Below are 17729 nucleotides of genomic sequence, written 5' to 3'. Positions count from 1 at the left end.
TTTATAGCGCTGATGAAACGATTCAGCAAGCATAAAAAAGCTTACGCCAGAGCCTTCCCAAGCTAATTAAATTTGACCTTATGCAACCTCCGCACGCTTACGTTAGTCTCATAAGGTTTAAACCTCCGGCAGATTGACGGCGATATCATTATGACACTAATGTCGCCCGCTAAATGCAGGAGCAAGTACAGACACATTTGTCTGTCATTTTTGCGCAACGGATCGTATGGAGTTTGAATGCGCGGGGCACTATTACGCAGCGGTAAGAGCGGGTCATTCACTGCCCTCGGCGAAACAGGTCAACCGGTCTACCGAGCAGCCCTGCAATTGCGCGAAGCCATTCGCCGCAAGAACCCCGAGTTGGTCGATCATCTGGCCATCCCTCAAAGCGATGAACTCGGGAACCAGATCGATTGGTACAGCGCTCTCGACGGCGATGTGATTCCGTGGAGCAGCGCGACCGAAGAAGAACGTGCCCCTGCCCGCCGCCAGCTTGAAGCGCTGAAGACCGCGCTCGAAGAATTGAGCCAGCGTTTCCTGGGTACGGACTCCGCCGAACAGCCGCAAGGCGACAAAGCCGTGTTCGGTAAGCTACTTAAGCGCGTGATTCATTTCCCGGACGAAAACTTCGTCTACCTGGTGCAAGGCAAACCGGTGCTGACTTTCTGGGGTTTCGAGCATGCCGGCACCGGCAATGGCGATCCCCTGCACTGCCTCTATCAGGTACCACCCGCGTTCACGCTGCCACCCGAGGTCGCAGCGCCTGTTGTTCCGCCCGTTGTGCCGGTGGTTGCTCGTCCGTGGTGGCGTCGTTGGTGGTGGCTGTTGCTGCTGCCGCTCCTGCTGCTGCTTTTGTGGCTGTTGCTCGGCCTGCGAGGGTGCGTACCGATTCCGTTGGTGGCGGTAGATTTGCTGCCTGACGGCGTTGTGCCAGTAGAAAAACAACTGGAAGAGCCGCCACTGACCGGAAATGTCACGACACTCAACAACGTTCCGGTGACAGGCACCGTTATAGGCTCGACCACTGGAACCGGCACCGCCGTGACTGGAACGCATGGTGTGGAAACGCCGGCCGTCGAGGGTAACGAGGCTGACATGGCACCCGCCGACTTGACCAAAGACCCGGCCATAGACCCGGCAGCTGAAAACAAAACTGCGCCACCCGAAAACAAAACTGAGCCACCAGAAAACAAAACCGCGCCGCCGGATGTCACATCGCCCGAGGCAGAAAAACCCGCCGCTGCCAAACCCGGCCCGCCCCTGAGCATCCCGCCAGACGCCGCCGACGGTGCCGCCAAGTTTCTCGATGGACAGTACAGCGCAGGCGCCGGGATTCAGGATCGCCGAACCGGCAAACCGCTACGTCTGGAGTACCAACTCAAGGACGGTAAGGGCCAAGTCACCGTACATCAGGCCGACGGCTCGAAATGCAGCGGGCCGGTGAGCGCTACTATGAAGGGTGGCAGCCTGGCCATCGACAGCCAGGGCCAGGCCGTTTGCGGCGATGGCAGCACTTACGACATGCCCAAGGTCAGCTGCCGCCCAGGGGCGACCACGATCGCAGACTGCACCGGTGGTTACGGAAAAGAACAATTCCCCATGTCCATGCGGCAAGTGGCCGAATAAAAACGGAATAACCCGACATGTTGCCTGAAGTCACTCAATTCGAAGACACCGTCACACTGGTCAGCGACACCGGCATCCAGTTCATGGATTTCGCCCTGCGCCTGGATCCCCGCAAGGAACCAGCGGGCGAGTTCGCACCGATGATCAGCGGGCTGATCTGCCGCCTGGCGTACAACGAAGAGAAAGACTTCTTTTTCTACGAACCCGAACCGGAAAAGGTCGAAAAAGCCAAACCTGCGTTCAGCGTCGACATGAAAAGCAGCCTCGATTTGCTCGACGGTATCTGGCTGCCGATCCCGTTTTTCCGCTTCATGCCGCCGCATCGCTTCGACGAAGGTCCGACCAACTGGTCGCGCATGCGTTTGGTGAAATTGGCAACTCCTGACATCGACGGTAATACCCACCGCCTGACGATGGCGTTCGACAGCCGTGTGATGCCCAAACGTGACGGCACTGCCTATCTGGCGCCGAACGATGAAGACATCAGCTCCGGCGTGTCTTTCAAACTGGCGACCAAGGCTAGCGAAACCCGCTGGTTCCTGGCGCAGCCGTGGGTCAACGAGTGGTTGCTGGAAGTGTTCAATGAGGGCAATGCCCACCGTTCGCGCGCAGAGCTGGACATCGATATTCGCGCCAACCATCACCTGGCGCACTACCTCAACTTGCTCAGCCTGTTGAGCAAACCGTCAGCCGCCCAGGAGTCGAAGGCCCGGGCGAAAGTTGAAATCCCCGAGCTGAAAGTGGTCGCCAACGACAGCAATGGCCTGGTCAAACCCATACCGGTGGACCTGGTGCTGGACGTCGGCAACTCGCGCACCTGCGGCATCCTGATCGAAAATCACGGTCAGGCCGGCTCCGGACTGAAGCAGAATTATGTGCTGGAACTGCGTGACCTGATCACCCCGGAACACACCTATAACCTGCCGTTTGAAAGCCGCGTGGAGTTCTCCCAGGCGTACTTCGGCAAGGACCACTGCTCGGTCAAGAGCGGTCGCCACGACGCGTTCCAATGGGCGACGATTGCCCGTGTCGGCAATGAGGCCAGTCGTCTGGCCAGTCGTCGTCGCGGCACCGAAGGCTCCACTGGCCTGTCCAGCCCGAAACGCTATCTGTGGGACGAAAACGCCTATGGCCACGGCTGGCGTTTCAACTGCTCGTATATAAAGACCGACAATGAGCCGTACGCCACCGCCGCGCCGTTCTCGCACCTGATCAACGAAACCGGCGAGGCGCTTTACAGCCTCGAAGAAGACGATCGTCTGCCGGTGTTCATGCCGCGTTACTCACGCAGCTCGCTAATGACCTTCATGCTCGCCGAAGTACTGGCCCAGGCGCTGTCGCAAATCAACAGCCCGGCCCAGCGTTCGCGCCAGGGTCACACCCGCGTGCCGCGCCAGCTCAACAGCATTACCCTGACTGTGCCACCGGGCATGCCACAGGCCGAGCGCAGCATCCTCAACGAACGCATGCTGCAAGCCATCGGCCTGGTGTGGAAAAGCCTCGGCTGGCATGCCGGCGAGGAAGATCCACATCAGGATCAGGCCGTCAGCCCGCGCACGCCGATCCCGAGTATCCGCGTGGAATGGGACGAAGCGTCCTGCGGCCAGTTGGTGTACCTGTACACTGAGGTCAACGAGAACTTCGCCGGTCACCCGGAAGAGTTTTTTGACACCATCGCCCGGCCGGACAAAGTCGACCGCCAACGCATCACCCTCGCGACCATCGACATCGGCGGTGGCACCACCGACCTGGTGATCACCGACTATCGCCTCGACCGTGCGGGCAATACCGGCAGCGGCAGCAACGTGCACATCGTGCCGGAACAGCGTTTTCGCGATGGCTTCAAAGTGGCCGGCGACGACATCCTGCTGGACGTGATCCAGGACTTCATCCTGCCGAGTTTCGAAAAAGCCTTGCAGAACGCCGGCGTAAAGGCCCCGAATTCACTGATGTCACGGCTGTGTGGCGATGAATCGGTCAGCGCCCAGGACATGATCTTGCGTCAACAATTGAACCTCCAGGTGTTCGCCCCGCTGGGCCTGGCGCTGCTCAAGGCGTATGAGCATTACGATCCGCAGGTCCCGCAAGAAGTCATCCCGCAAAGCTACCGCCAATTGCTCGGTGACAATGCCATCAGCCAGACCGTGCTCGACTACGTCAATGTCGCCGTGCGTCGCGATGTCGGCGCTCAGAGCGGTTTCGACCTGTATGACGCGCCGATCAGCTTCGACCTGCAAAAGCTCCATGCCGCGTTTCTCAACGACCAGATCAACATCACCAAGATCCTTGGTGCGCTGTGTGAAGTGGTCGCGCATTACCCCTGTGATGTCTTGCTGCTGACCGGCCGCCCTTCGCGCCTGCCCGGCATCCAGGCGTTCATTCGCAAGCTGTTGCCGCTGCCACCGGGGCGTATTCTGGCGCTGCAAAACTACCGCACCGGCGGCTGGTATCCGTTTCACAAGAACGGCCGGATCGACGACCCGAAAAGCACCGCCTCGGTCGGCGCCATGCTCTGCCTGTTGTGCGCCAACCACAGCGTGCCGAACTTCTACTTCCGGGCATCGGCGCTCAAGCCGTATTCAACGGTCAAGCACATCGGCGTCATCGATCTGAACAACGTGATCAAGGATGCCGACGTGCTGTACCGCGACATCCAGTCCGAAGACTACAAAATCAAGCTACCGGAAATTGGCGTTGGCGACGCCGCCGACACACCGCAGCTGGAAATGCGCGGCGACCTGCGCCTCGGTTTTCGCCAGTTGGCCGCTGACCGCTGGGCCGCTTCGCCGTTGTATACCTTGCGGTTCACCAAGGCGGGTCGGGAGAAGTTTTCCCGGGCAACCGGTGAAAACGGCAGCGCCCCGCTGCTCAAGGTGCGGTTCGAGGTCAAACCGGCGGACAAATACACGCGCAAGCAGGATCTGGTCAGCGACCGCCTCTCGGTTCGCGACATCGAATCCAACAGTAACAACGTCAACTTCAACCCGCGCAGCGACCTCGAGCTGGAACTCAACACCATGCTCGACGCCGGCCTGAGCGAGACCAAGTACTGGCTCGACAGTGGAAGTGTGAAACGCAAATGAAAGACCTGACCCCCGATCAAACTCAGCTCTCTGCCAGTTGGGCCGCTGTTTATGAAGGCGCCGGTCAGGCGCTGGACTGGATTGACCAGACGCGCGGCAATGCGCCGCGCCTGGACAGCGAAGCCGACAACCTGAACATCCGCCTGCACCGCGCCCGCAACCTGGCTCAAAGCCTCGGTCGCGTGGCCTGCACGCCGATGACCATTGGCTTTTTCGGCTTGTCCCAGGCCGGCAAGTCCTACCTGATTTCGGCACTCGCCGCCGGTCAGAACGGTAAGCTGGAAACCGAGTTCGGCGATCATCGCCTGGACTTCATCAAGCACATCAACCCGGTGGGTGGTGGCAAGGAAGCCACCGGCCTGGTAACGCGCTTCAGCCGTCGGGCGACGGAAAGTCAGGACAAGGACTTCCCGGTAGAACTTACGTTGTTCAAGGAAATCGAGCTGGCGAAGATTCTCGCCAACGCCTGGTTCAAGGATTTCGACCTTGAGCGGATTTCCTACGAGATCGACGAGGAGCGCATCCAGCGCGTGCTCAAACCGTTCGAAGGTCGCGAAACCGGGCCGCTGCAAACGGGCGTCAACGCCGACGATCTAGTGTCGCTGTGGGATTACCTGCGCGACAATTTTCGCAACTCGGTGAAGAAGCTTGAGCACCTGTTCTGGCCCAAAGCGTTGCAGCTGGCGCCACGCCTGAATTTCCAGGAACGGGCCGAGCTGTTTTCGATCCTCTGGGGTGAGCAAAGCGAGTTGACACGCGTGTACCAGAAACTGGCCGGCGCGCTGCACAAGCTGGGGCTGCCCGAGACCGTGTTCGCACCGTTGAAGGCCTTGGTGAGTTTCGACAACGACACCTACAGCCAGCGCGACAGCATCATGAACGTCGACATCCTCGAACGCTTCGGCAGCCCGCTGGACTTACCGATCGATGTTCGACCGCTGGTTGGCGATCGCCTGCAAAACAGTCAGGCGATTGCGGTCGCGCAACTGGCGGCACTGACCGCCGAAATGACCTTCCGCCTGATCGAAGCGCCGGTGGATGACATCGTCAATCAGGTCGACCTGCTGGATTTCCCCGGTTATCGCGGGCGCCAGAAACTGCACGAGATCGCCGATTCCAACGACCCGCAATCCAGTACCAAGGACAACTCCGTTTCCCAGCTGATCCTGCGCGGCAAGGTCGCCTACCTGTTCGAACGCTACACCGACAACCAGGAAATGAACGCACTGGTGGTCTGCACCAGTTCGACCAAGCAGAGCGACGTCAACGACGTGGGTCCGGTGCTGACCCGCTGGATCGAAAAAACCCAGGGCGCCGACTCGGCTGCTCGCAGCAAGCGCGATACCGGCCTGATCTGGGCGCTGACCATGCTCGACCTGCGCATTACCAACTCCCTGAGTCTGACACCCGATCAGTACGACGAGAGCTGGAACGGCATGGTCAAGCTGACCATGCTGGAGCGTTTCGGTAGCCTGAGCTGGATGAACGACTGGGCCGGTACACCGTTCCAGAACACCTACCTGGTGCGCAAGCCGCGTATGGATGCGGCGTTCATCGGGCAAGACGCAACCGGTGCGGAAACCGGCCTCAATGCCATTTATCAGGAACGTGTCAGCGCGCTGGGCACCAGCTTCGCCAGCAACGCTCTGGTGTGCAAACACATCAAGAATCCGGTCAACGCCTGGACAGAAATGCTGCGCAACGATGACGGTGGCATCAGCCACTTCAGCGGCAGTTTCAAAGGCGTGGCCAATATCGAATTTAAATTGCAGCGTATCCGCGAGCAATTGAGCGAATGCCTCGAAGGCCTGACCACTCACGGTCTGAGCACCTGGTACCACGCTGACGACGACGGCGCCGCAGCCGCCAAGAAAGCCAAAGCGCAAATGATTCTGACGAGCTTGGGCCGTCGCCCGGCGGTACTTGGCGAATTGATCGATCAACTCGACATACCGAGCGAAGAGGTGCGCGACCTGTACCTCAGCGGCGTGTACGAAACCGATGACGAGCCGGCCGTGAACGACGAGCCGGTCACCCCGACACCGAGCCAGAGCCTCTACGGCAATGACACCGGTTTCAATTTCGATTTCAGTGACGACCCGGGCCACGACGCGCCAGTCAGCAGCAAAACCGGCACCCCGGCGCCCGAACCGCAAAGCAACGAGCACCGTTTCGCCAAAGCAGCGTTCAAGGCCTGGATCGCACACTTGCGTGAACTGACCACCCGGCAAAGCCTGCTCAACCTGCTGGGGCTGGAAAAGGCCTTGCTGGAAGCGGTGGTCGATGAACTGATCACCGCCGGCTATCGCCAGGATTTGCCGGGGCAACTGAGCCGCGCCGTTCTCAAGCGCGCACAAAGTGGCGCGCGGCGCGATCAACTGGTTGAGCGCCAGGTGCTGGAAGTGCAGCGCGTGCTGCGCGATTTCGTGTCCTGGTTCGGCTACCTCCAGAAACCGGTGAGCGAGCGTCCGAACAGCCGCGCCGGTGCCAAGGAGCCCTTGTTTTCGTTCTACACCGACATTGGCCCTGGACAAGTGCCTGTACTGCCGGCGCAACCGGCGAATCAGGCGCAACGGTATCTAGGCGACTGGCTTTCGGGCCTGGCCTACATCACGCAGGACAATGCTGGCCATGGTGCTGGACGTGAAATCACCCCTGAACAGAACGAACGGCTGGGCCAAGTGCTCACAGCCTTCGCAGCGAGATAAGCAATGCCAATTCGTGTCGACCTGCTCGCGTTAGAGCCCAATGTGCCTGGCCAGGCTCGCCTCACTGTGAAGAAATGGCAGGGTGACGAGGAACAGTTGGAGTTTTCCATTCAGCGCAACCAGGACGGTTTTTACCTTCAGGACCACAAGGCCTGGAGCAACAATCCATTCTGGTTCAAGGTCTCGCGTTTCAACCTCGCGGCCAACGGCGAAGCTTTGGAAACCCAGGTCGGACCGGACGTGGTTGACCCACTGCTGGAAGGCGGCGCCAACTCGCAATTCCAGATCGAACTGCGTGAACAGAGCCAAGGCCACGCCGACAAAGGCGTGGTTCGGCCAGGCGTCGGCTTGCTGCCGTCCACGGCCGGCGGCCAGACACGCTCGACTTACGGCGGTGCCGAACTGACGGCGCCGAGCGCACCGGCACCGGAGATCCCGGAGATCCCGGATTTGCCTGAACTGACCCTGTCCACCGCCGAGCCAGAAGTGGAGTTGGAATCGGTACTCACCGAGCGCGCCTATACGCCGCCTCCCGCACCGGTGAAGAAAAGCAACAAAGGTCTGATCGGCCTGTTGATTGTGGTGTTGTTGCTGGCGGCGGGCGCCGGATTCTGGTTCTACAAACGCACCCCAGCGCCTGCGGTTGCAGCCACTGCCAGCGCACCTGCCGGCGCCAATGCTCAAGCCTGCACCCTCGACAGTATGAACAGCCTGCCCGAGTTGACCTTCGTCCAGACCTGCATCAAGGCGGCACCCGACAGTGCCAGGTTGTTGGAGATCATCGACCAGGCCAAGGCCAGTAAACACTGCGGCGTCGCCCAGCGCCTGTACGCCAACCGTGCCCAGGCTGGTGACGTGCTGATCGCCAACGCCTATGCCCGTGAATACGACCCTAAATACCTGAAGGCCAGCGAGTGCTTCCCGGCTGCGGACAACGCCACCGCCGCCTACTGGTATGAAACCATCCTCACCCAGGACCCGAACAATGCCGAAGCCAAGCAGCGTTTCGAGGAGTTGCAGAAGTGATGCGTTCACCCATGAGTCGATTCCTGCTGAGCGGTGCCGCCTTGCTCGCGCTGTGCATCAGCCCACTGTCCCAGGCCGATGACAAACCGCTGATCCAGGCCGGTAAAAAGACCCTGTTCCAACGCGTGCTGACCACACCGGGCTGCAAAATCAGCTCGACGGCGGGCGGTGCCGAAGGTGAAGCACAACCGGTCTTCAGCCGCTTCTATGTGTACGAACGTGCGCAAGCGAACAATGCCGAATGGCTGAAAGTCGGTCCCGACAGTTATGGCAAAACCATTGGCTGGCTGCCTGCCAGCTGCACCACCGACTGGAAGATGCAGCTGACGCTGGCCTTCACTAACCCGGCCAACCGCGACCGGCTGCTGTTCTTCAAGGACCGCGCCACCGTCGAAGGCATCCTCGATGCACCGGACCCGGTCAGCAAAGTCGCGCCGCTGCGGGCCACGCTGAAAAAGGGCCTGCAAGCACCGGGCGTACTGGCTGAAGAACCTGAATACTTCGTCGACCTGCAAAAGCAGTTCTACCTGCTGCCAGTGCTCAGTGGCGAAGAAGTCATGACCGAAAGCGGTTTCCGCACGCGCCTGCTCAATGTGGCCTCCGTCAGCAAGCCGGATGACAAGAACGCCAAGGGCGGGGCTGTAAACAGCCCTGCCGGCAGCAAGGAAGCCGAAGAGAAAAAGGCCAACCAGCTGAAGGAATTCAGCGCGGCCGTGGTATTTGTCATCGACTCGACGATCTCGATGGACCCCTATATCGACCGCACCCGCGAGGCGATCCGCAAGGTTTACCAGAAGATCGAAGCGCAGAACCTCGGCAAGCAGGTCAAGTTCGGCCTGGTGGCTTTCCGCTCCAACACCCAGGCAGTACCGGGGCTGGAATACACCACCAAGATGTACGCCGACCCTACCAAGGTGAAAGACAGCGCCGACTTTTTCGCCAGGATCAAAGACCTCAAACAGGCTAACGTGTCGAGCAGCAGCTTCGATGAAGACTCGTTTGCCGGGGTCATAGAGAGCATCGACAAGGTCGACTGGAGCCAGTTCGGCGCACGCTACGTGGTGCTGATCACCGATGCGGGCGCCATCGAAGGCGACGACAAGCTGTCGAAGACCGGCTTGAGCGCTGCACAGGTACGTATCGAAGCCGCCAACCCGGGTGTGGCGATTTACACGCTGCACCTGAAAACCCCGGCCGGTGCCAAGGACCATGCCAAGGCCGAGGCGCAATACCGGAATCTGTCGACCTACCCGGGTACCAACACTTCGCTGTACTACCCGGTAAACGCAGGCGATGTGCAAGAATTCGGGCGCAAGGTCGACACACTGGCCGCAGCGATCACTACACAAGTCAAAGCCGCCTATATGGGCGAAGACGCCATCGGCAGCGCGGCGAACGCCAAGCAGGACCCGGCCGAGAAAAAAATGCTCGAAGACGCGGCGCTGATCGGCCACGCCATGCAACTCGCCTATCTCGGCGAGAGGACCAACAGCAAGGCCCCGCCAGTGTTCAAGGCATGGATCACCGACCGCGACCTGATCAAGCAGAACATTCCGACCACCGACGTGCGGGTGCTGCTGACCAAGTCACAGCTCAGCGACTTGAGCGACGTGATGAAGCAGATTCTCGATGCCGCCAACGAGGGCCTGATTTCGCCAACGGACATGTTCAATCGCCTGCGCTCGGTGGCGGCGACCATGGGCGCCGATCCCAATCAGCTCAAACAGAACAGCAACGCCAAACTGGCGGACATGGGCGTGCTCGGTGAATACCTTGAAGACCTGCCTTATCAGAGTGAAGTGCTGAACCTGGATGAAGAGACCTGGAAGAGCTGGGATGGTCTGGCACAAGAAAAATTCATCCGCACGCTGAACACCAAACTGCGGCATTACCAGCGTTACAACGCCGATGTCGACCGTTGGGTAGCCTTAGCCAAAGACAGCGATGCGCGGGACAACGTCTACCCCGTCCCGCTGGAAATGATGCCCTGACGAGACGCCGATGCTCGAAATCAAGAACATGCTGGTGCGCCGTGGAGAAGGCGCACAGGCTCATCACGTGCGACTGCCGCACCTGCGGATCGGCGCCGGAGAAATCCTCGCCGTCACGGGTGAGAGCGGCAGCGGCAAAAGCACGTTGCTCGAAGCCATCGGTCTGTTGCTCGCACCGGTAGAACTCGAGCGCTTCCGGCTGGGCCCGACGCACGCTCAGGATATCGCCCAACTGCTGGCCACTGACGATCAGCCTGCGCTTGCAGCGGTGCGTTCACGGCACTTGGGATTCATTTTGCAGAGCGGCGGCTTGCTGCCGTTCCTGAGCGTGAGAGACAACATCAGCCTGCCGCGCCGTTTGCTCGGGATGCAGGCGAAGAGCGATCACATCGACCACGCCGTTGACGTATTGCGCCTGCAAGGCTTGTTGGACAAACAACCCCAGGCCTTGTCGATTGGCGAGCGCCAGCGCGTCGCCTGCGTTCGGGCAATTGCCCATGAACCGCTGCTGCTGTTGGCCGACGAGCCGACCGCCGCGCTCGACCCTCATAGTGCCCGGCGTTTGTTCGAGTTGCTCCTGAGCCTGGTGTCGAGCATGGGCCTGAGTGCGCTCGTTGTATCCCATGACTGGGCCCTGCTGAAGGATTTCGGGTTGCCGCGACTCGGTGCTATCAACCATCTGGGAGAGACTCTGTTTGAACCGATGGACTGATCGCTTGCGCCTGCTGGGCTCACTGGCACTGCAAGACCTCTGGCACGACCGCAAGGTCTCGCTGTGTATCGCCGCTTCCCTGGTGGCGGTGATCGCGCCGTTGTTGTTGCTGTTCGGGCTCAAACACGGGGTGGTCAGCCAGCTGCAGGACGAACTGCTGCGCGACCCGCGCAACCTTGAAGTGAAGATGCTCAGCAACGGTAACTACGACGCAGCCTGGATCGAGCGTTTGCGCCTGCGCCCCGAGACCGGCTTTGCCCTCGGCCAGACCCGCTCGCTCAATACCCAGGCGGACCTGCTGATCGGCATGCAACGCTTTGTCGAAGGCGCGGAAATCATCGCCACCGAGCCCGGCGACCCACAGCTGAATCTGGCGTCCCTCAACCCCGTCGGCAATCAGGTGATCCTCAGCGCCAGCGCAGCGCAACGCTTGCAGGCCAAGGCCGGCGACAGCGTGCAGCTACGGGCCTTGCGCCGCCTGGAAGGTGTCAATGAACGCGGCGAGATGACGCTGACGGTACTGGCCGTGCTCGACGGTGCCCGCTTCGGTCGCGCTGCCGGGTTTGTCGCCCCGCCGCTGCTGCTGGATCTGGAGCGCTTTCGCGACGGTTATCAGGTCAGTGAGTTCGGCGTTACCACCGGCAAGCCTCAGGGGAATCTACAACCGCTGTATGCCCGCGCCCGCGTGTATGCGCGCGACATCGACCAGGTCGCGCCGCTGGAACACTGGCTCAACGAACAACACATCGAAACGTCGAGCCGACTGGCCGACATCGACAACGTCAAAGCCATCAACCATGTGCTGGGGTTGATCTTCGGTGTGATCGCCATGGCGGCACTGATCGGCTGCGTGGCGTCCATGGTTGGCGCGTTCCTGGCCAACATCGATCGTAAACGCAAAAGCCTGGCGGTCCTGCGTCTGCTGGGCTTCAAGCGCAGGTCCGTCGGCGGTTTCGTGGTCCTGCAAGCGCTGGTGCTGAGTTTGGCCGGCTACGTGGGCGGGCTGGGGTTTTATACCGTGGGCAGTCATTTGTTCGACTCCCTGCTCGGCAGCAGCCAGGCCACCGGTACCTTCGTTTGCCACATCACGGTCTGGCACGGCGTTGCCGCACTGCTCCTGACCTTTCTGGTCGCTGCCCTGGTGGCCATGATCGGCGCGCTGAGAGCCATCAACATCCAACCTGCGGAGAGTCTGCGTGAGCTATAAACGTTTTGGCTTGCTGTTACCCCTGAGTCTCGGCTACTTGCTCGACGCCTCGGCGGCGGGCTGGGAAGAGAAGTATTACAACCCGATGCCCGTGGCTGGCGACGTCGTGCTGCCGATGCCCTGCGAAGGTTCGATGGTGTTTCGCAAAGTGTTCATTCCGGTCGCAGGTCCCTTGGATGACTACCCGATCAACATCGGTCAGGACGGCGCGGAATACGGCTATGTCGAGCAGACCCGCCCGACCTTTATCGCCGGCAGTTTTACCGGGGCCAGGAACGACAAGTCCCGCTACTACCTGATGGCCAAGTACGAGATGAGTCAGTTGCAATACGCCGCGCTGACCGAAGCGACCTGCCCCACCGCTGCCACCAAAATGCGCTTGCCGCAAACGGCGGTGAGCTGGGTGCAAGCCATCGACGCCGCCGACAAGTACAACCTGTGGCTGCGCAAAAACGCCGCCGGCAAGCTGCCCAAGGAAGACGGTGCCCAGGGTTTCCTGCGCCTGCCGACCGAGGTCGAGTGGGAGTTCGCCGCGCGCGGCGGGCTGGAAGTCGGTGCCGCTGAATTCCGCGACACGCACTACCCGATGCCAGAAGGCATCAACGCCTACGAGTGGTTCGCCGGGGCGCAATCGTCCAACGGCAAAGTGCAATTGACCGGTCTGCAAAAGCCCAACCCGCTGGGCCTGCATGACATGCTCGGTAACGTCGACGAAATGATGTTCGAGCCGTTTCGCCTGAACAAACTCGACCGCCAGCACGGTCAGGCCGGCGGCTATGTCGTCCGTGGCGGCAACTACCTGACCGCCCAGGCCGACCTGCGTACGGCATTGCGTAAGGAAGAGCCGTATTACAACGCCGAAGGCCAGGTGAAAAACAAGACCTCCGGCCTGCGACTGGTGCTGGTCTCCCCGACCCTAACCTCTCGCGAACGGGTCGCCAGCATCGAAAGCAGCTGGAAGAAACTCGGCACCCGCAGCAAGGAAACCGAATCCGCCGACAAAGGCACCGTACAATCGCTGAACAGCCTCGCCTCGGGTGTCGAAGACAAAGCGCTCAAGGAAAAGCTCCAGGCCCTGGAGAACCAGTTGCGCGCCAGCAACCAGCAGCAGGAAGAAACCCGCGACCAGGCGATCCGCGCCAGCCTCAACCTGGGTGCGTTCCTGTGCACCAAGATGCTCGACGACGGCCAGTACGTCGACTTCCTGCAAAAGAACTACAAGCTCAACTGCGAAAGCGCAGACAAAGATGCCAGTTGCGACATGCGTAAAGGCAAGCTCAACGAGCAAAAGGATCGCCTGCACAAACTCAGCCGCTACTACGCCAGCAGCCTGGTGGAATCGGCTACCTTGTACGGCCAGCCACTGCTTGAATCGCAAGTCCCGGTGATGGAAGAAATCATCACCCGCAACAAACAGCTGCAAGACCTCAAACCTTACTTGCGCACCCACTGGGCCAATCAGAAGGCGTTCCTGCAAAAGCAGAAAATCGACACTGAAGCCTGGCTGACCAGCTGCAAAACCGTCACTCAATAACAACGCGTCAACACCGTTACGTAGGAGTTTCACCATGTCGCGCAGCCTTTGGACTCGCTTCAAGCTACAGATCGCTTTCGTAGTCGCCGGCAGCCTGCTAATGAGCGGTTGCGCCAACACCGGCAGCTCCATGTTGGGCGAAGGCGAAGGCGACGGTGCCGACCCGCGCCTGACCCAGGGCAATGACGCAGAGTTCTTCAGCAAGTCCGGTTACCAGGCCTGCGCCGTCGGCGCCGGTGTCGGCATCCTCGCTTGCGCGCTGTCCAACAGCAGCAATAAAACCGTGTGCGTCATCGCCGCCGGTATTACCGCGTGTGGCGTGGCCATGGGCGCGAACTATTACCTGGATCAACGTCGCGCCCAATACGCCGACACCACCACCCGCTTGGCGAAGATGAACAGCGACGTCGAACAAGACACACAGAACGTGATCGCCCGGACTGCGACCGCTCAGCAAGTGATCAATGATGACAATGCGCAAATTGCCCAGATCAAAAAGGACATCGCCAACAAGAAAGTCGACAAGAGCAGGGCTCAGGCGCAAATCGCCGGGATCGACTCGGACATCGCACGCCTGCGCAAAGACCTTGCCAACATGCGTACCAAGGTCACCGAGTACAGAAAAGTGGCAGACGCCGAGCGTTCGCAAGGCACCAGCGCCGAGATCCGACAGGTGGACATGAACATTCAGAGAATGAACCAGAAAGTCGTCAGCCTGCAGAAGGAAGTCGACGCTCTGTACAGCCAACGCTCCGCAATCACCCTGGGTTAAGCACATGACGCTACGACAACTAATGGTCATCACTGCCGTCCTGGCCCTGAGCGGTTGCGCGACCCCGCCCGGCGAATGCGATGCAACCAATCGCGACAGCAGCCTGCTAACCAAGATGAACTGTGACTACTCCGGTGGTTACAGCGATCAGGTCAAGCAGAAGGAACTGGCCCTGAGCGAGTCCCGACAGCAAAACGCAATGTTCCGTCAGGTGTACGAGAACATTCAGGCCCAGCAGCTCAGCACCAAGACCGATCTGGCCAGCCAGCAGAAATCCCAGGCGGCGCTGAATCAGTCGCTGGCACAACTGCTGACCTCGCTCAAGGCTCGGCGTGGCAATGAGGCCCAGGTGCAGAAGCAGATTGCCGACCTCGAGAAGCAGCTCAAGGCTTCGCAATCGGCGCCAACGGCCAAATCAACACCCGCAACACTCGCGGCCAAGCAGCAAGAGCTGAAAACGTTGCAGAAGAAGGTCAATCAGCTGCAATTCAGCCTCGGCTACGAAGAGTAACTTTTCACCCCGCAAGCGTCCCGATGGATGCCTGCACTTTTTCAGGAATCGTCGTCATGCAGCGGGTCATCAGGGATGCGCAAGCCACATCGGAGGGGATGAGTGCGCTGCAAGCCAAAGTCGCCCTCATCCAGAAACACTTTCCGCCGACCGTCGCCAGTCTGTTTGCTATCCCGCGGATGGGCAGCGGCGACGTGCTGGAATGGTGGACCGAACTGGGTGGCCAACCCACGCCTTATGCCGATCTCAACGAGGACGCGCAACGACGTTTGCTGGAAACCTATGAAGTGCGTCAGACGTCCCTCGGACAGCTGGCGGATGAACTGCAAAAACGCGGTCAAACGACGGAAGCGAATGACCTGCGCAGCCTGCTCGGTACGCCTGAGCTGGACAAACTCTACAGCCTCAACGGTGAGCCTTTGGTGGTGCGGTGGAACCAGCGTCCGCCCAAACCGATCGTGCCGCCAGTGGTGCCCGTCCTACCGCCGTCGCGTCGTGGCTGGTGGATCGCGGCAGCCTTGCTCGCGCTGCTGTTGCTGCTTCTGGCGCTCTGGCTCTGGTGGTTCCTGCACCGTGAGCCGGTTGTTGCAGTTCCGCCTGTAGCGCCGGTGGCACCAGTAGTGACGCCTGTTGAGAAACCGGTTGAACCTGTCCCCGAACCTGTCGTGGAACCGGAACCGAAACCTGTTCCGGCACCAGAACCCACGCCAGAGCCGGTAGCGGAACCCAAGCCGGTCCCGCCACCAAAGCCGGCACCGGCACCGGAACCCAAGCCGACCCCGCCACCCAAACCGGTTCCACCACCAAAACCGGTAGTGGCTGCCCCGCCACCCGCCCCGACGCTGGACAACTTCGCATGCCGCAAAACAGCGCCGAAGTCAGAGGTCCCGCAGTTCGTGGTGGTGCTCGACACCTCGGGTTCGATGGATTTGAACATCAAGTCAGTGAAATCCGACGAGGACTGGTTCTTCGGTCCTGACATCAACAAGCTCCTGGACCCGAACCGCACCATGCGGCTTACCGCCAAACCCAGCCGCATGGACGTCGCCAAGGACTCGCTGGCCGGCATGATCAACGGGCTGGACCCGAAGATCGACACACGCCTGATCACCTTCGCCGGCTGCGAAAGAACACCGGACCAGGGTTTGTTCAAGTTCGGCGACCGCCCGCGGCTGATCAACGGGATTCGAGGCCTGGTTCCCGACGACGGCACACCGCTGGCCGACAGCCTGGCCCACGCGGCGAGTACCGTCGACGGGCGCAATAACGATGCGGTGATCGTGATGTTCGTCGACGGTGAAGACGGTTGCGGGCAGGACGTTTGCGCGGTATCCCGTCGAATCGCCAGGGAACAACCGCGCCTGCGGGTCAACGTGGTGAAAATCGGTGCTGGCGGCCCGTCACGCTGTATCGCTGAAAACACCGGAGGTCGGGTTTACAACAGCACCAATGCGGCTGAGTTGGGTAACCTGTTGAAACAGGCGAGCAAGGAAGTATCCAGCAATGCCAAGTGCGATTAGCTTGGGGACTGATCCGACTTGCCTGCGATGATTCAACTCAGGTGCTTGACCGCCGGTAACTCCATGGCCCGAACCTCACCCAAAAGAAAATCGCTGAGGCGGCGCAAACGCTCGCCTCCGGGGCGGGTTTTCGGCCAGACCAGGAAATAATTCTCACCGCTGGCGACGGCTGTCGGCCACGGCAAACTCAGACGTCCCTGCGCGACATCCTCCGCGACCATCAGCAAATCGCCCATGGACACGCCGTAGCCACGGGCGGCTGCAATCATGCCCAGTTCCAGCGTGTCGAACACCTGACCGCCCTTGAGCGAAACCTGATCGGTCAGGCCCATGCGCTCCAGCCAGTTGCGCCAGTCACGGCGGTCCGGTGTCGGGTGCAGCAGCTCGGTACTGGCCAGGCGCGCGACGTCCCATGGTTGATCCTTCAGAAGATTCGGCGCGCCCACCGGAATCAGCTCTTCGGGGAACAGGAGAGTCGCCTCCCAGTCCGGTGGAAAATGCCCATTGCTGAGGATGACGGCACAGTCGAACGGTTCGTCATTGAAATCCACTGAGTCAACGTCCATCCAGGCACTGGTCAATTGCACTTCGTTGCCCGGCTGCAGATGACGGAAGCGGCTGAGGCGCGCCAGCAACCAACGCATGGTCAGGGTCGACGGAGCTTTCATGCGCAGGATGTCGTCTTCGGCGCGCAAGGTATTGCAGGCCCGCTCCAGGGCGGTGAAGCCTTCGCGAATGCCCGGCAACAGCAAACGGGCCGACTCGGTCAGTTGCAGGTTGCGCCCACTGCGATGAAACAAGCGGCAGGCAAAATGCTCTTCGAGCGTACGAATATGCCGGCTGACCGCACTTTGGGTAATCGACAGCTCTTCGGCCGCGCGGGTAAACGAACTGTGCCGCGCCGCCGCTTCGAATGCGCGCAGGGCATACAAGGGAGGAAGACGACGGGACATTGGGAAAGCTCCTACTGCGGGGTTCGCCTACCCTAGCAGAAACTCTCCAGCATGAGTTTGAATCATGCTATCCATCCTTTTTATCC

12 protein-coding genes are annotated in these 17729 nt (G+C 60.4%); 11 read left to right on the top strand and 1 reads right to left on the bottom strand.

Features of this window, described 5'->3' with window-relative positions; genetic code table 11:
* Positions 1-237 precede the first annotated feature (237 nt).
* The 11 genes from ABIE16_RS19030 to ABIE16_RS18980 are packed head-to-tail and all read left to right on the top strand — an operon-like array spanning position 238 to position 16690.
* Positions 238-1626: an SrfA family protein gene (locus ABIE16_RS19030; RefSeq protein ID WP_429521730.1), complete on the top strand. Its 1389-nt coding sequence runs from the start codon at positions 238-240 to the stop codon at positions 1624-1626.
* A 17-nt stretch (positions 1627-1643) separates the two neighbouring features.
* On the top strand, positions 1644-4709 hold the full coding sequence (locus ABIE16_RS19025; RefSeq protein ID WP_102669372.1) for a virulence factor SrfB: 3066 nt from the start codon (positions 1644-1646) through the stop codon (positions 4707-4709).
* On the top strand, positions 4706-7417 hold the full coding sequence (locus ABIE16_RS19020; RefSeq protein WP_057712770.1) for a putative virulence factor: 2712 nt from the start codon (positions 4706-4708) through the stop codon (positions 7415-7417). The genes ABIE16_RS19025 and ABIE16_RS19020 overlap by 4 nt, the downstream gene beginning before the upstream one ends.
* Positions 7418-7420: 3 nt before the next feature.
* Positions 7421-8443 (top strand): hypothetical protein, encoded by a 1023-nt coding sequence (locus ABIE16_RS19015; RefSeq protein ID WP_154909803.1) that lies wholly within the window; start codon positions 7421-7423, stop codon positions 8441-8443.
* 11 nt (positions 8444-8454) lie between these two features.
* On the top strand, positions 8455-10434 hold the full coding sequence (locus ABIE16_RS19010; RefSeq protein WP_429521788.1) for a vWA domain-containing protein: 1980 nt from the start codon (positions 8455-8457) through the stop codon (positions 10432-10434).
* Positions 10435-10444: 10 nt separating this feature from the next.
* Positions 10445-11146 (top strand): ABC transporter ATP-binding protein, encoded by a 702-nt coding sequence (locus ABIE16_RS19005; RefSeq protein ID WP_090452130.1) that lies wholly within the window; start codon positions 10445-10447, stop codon positions 11144-11146.
* Entirely contained in the window at positions 11130-12353 is a 1224-nt protein-coding gene (locus tag ABIE16_RS19000; protein WP_090452132.1) for an ABC transporter permease, read from the top strand. Before ABIE16_RS19005 ends, ABIE16_RS19000 begins: the two co-directional genes overlap by 17 nt.
* Entirely contained in the window at positions 12343-13887 is a 1545-nt protein-coding gene (locus ABIE16_RS18995) for an SUMF1/EgtB/PvdO family nonheme iron enzyme (protein ID WP_429521729.1), read from the top strand. The genes ABIE16_RS19000 and ABIE16_RS18995 overlap by 11 nt, the downstream gene beginning before the upstream one ends.
* Before the next feature lie 34 nt (positions 13888-13921).
* Complete coding sequence (locus tag ABIE16_RS18990; protein ID WP_057712765.1) at positions 13922-14659, top strand: hypothetical protein; 738 nt, start codon at positions 13922-13924, stop codon at positions 14657-14659.
* Positions 14660-14663: 4 nt separating this feature from the next.
* The gene (locus ABIE16_RS18985; protein WP_429521728.1) at positions 14664-15170 is read left to right on the top strand and encodes a hypothetical protein; all 507 of its coding nucleotides are present in this window, start codon (positions 14664-14666) and stop codon (positions 15168-15170) included.
* A 56-nt stretch (positions 15171-15226) separates the two neighbouring features.
* Positions 15227-16690, top strand: a complete 1464-nt coding sequence (locus ABIE16_RS18980; protein ID WP_429521727.1) for a vWA domain-containing protein — start codon at positions 15227-15229, stop codon at positions 16688-16690.
* A 32-nt stretch (positions 16691-16722) separates the two neighbouring features.
* Here the strand turns inward: ABIE16_RS18980 and ABIE16_RS18975 are convergent, their stop codons facing one another.
* A complete protein-coding gene (locus ABIE16_RS18975; RefSeq protein WP_218494628.1) occupies positions 16723-17643 on the bottom strand; it encodes a LysR substrate-binding domain-containing protein in 921 nt (306 codons plus the stop codon).
* Positions 17644-17729 lie beyond the last annotated feature (86 nt).

It is taken from the genome of Pseudomonas sp. 2725, from assembly GCF_050434585.1.
GTDB lineage: Bacteria > Pseudomonadota > Gammaproteobacteria > Pseudomonadales > Pseudomonadaceae > Aquipseudomonas > Aquipseudomonas jessenii.
The sequence above is the reverse complement of the archived record's forward strand: the minus strand, read 5'-3'. Positions and strand labels throughout refer to the sequence as shown.

Coding starts and splice junctions, on each gene's coding strand:
- ABIE16_RS19010 (WP_429521788.1), top strand. CDS start 8,455: ATGAGTCGATTCCTGCTGAGCGGTGCCGCCTTGCTCGCGCTGTGCATC.
- ABIE16_RS18980 (WP_429521727.1), top strand. CDS start 15,227: ATGCAGCGGGTCATCAGGGATGCGCAAGCCACATCGGAGGGGATGAGT.
- ABIE16_RS18975 (WP_218494628.1), bottom strand. CDS start 17,643: ATGTCCCGTCGTCTTCCTCCCTTGTATGCCCTGCGCGCATTCGAAGCG.
- ABIE16_RS19020 (WP_057712770.1), top strand. CDS start 4,706: ATGAAAGACCTGACCCCCGATCAAACTCAGCTCTCTGCCAGTTGGGCC.
- ABIE16_RS19005 (WP_090452130.1), top strand. CDS start 10,445: ATGCTCGAAATCAAGAACATGCTGGTGCGCCGTGGAGAAGGCGCACAG.
- ABIE16_RS18990 (WP_057712765.1), top strand. CDS start 13,922: ATGTCGCGCAGCCTTTGGACTCGCTTCAAGCTACAGATCGCTTTCGTA.
- ABIE16_RS19025 (WP_102669372.1), top strand. CDS start 1,644: ATGTTGCCTGAAGTCACTCAATTCGAAGACACCGTCACACTGGTCAGC.
- ABIE16_RS19030 (WP_429521730.1), top strand. CDS start 238: ATGCGCGGGGCACTATTACGCAGCGGTAAGAGCGGGTCATTCACTGCC.
- ABIE16_RS18985 (WP_429521728.1), top strand. CDS start 14,664: ATGACGCTACGACAACTAATGGTCATCACTGCCGTCCTGGCCCTGAGC.
- ABIE16_RS19015 (WP_154909803.1), top strand. CDS start 7,421: ATGCCAATTCGTGTCGACCTGCTCGCGTTAGAGCCCAATGTGCCTGGC.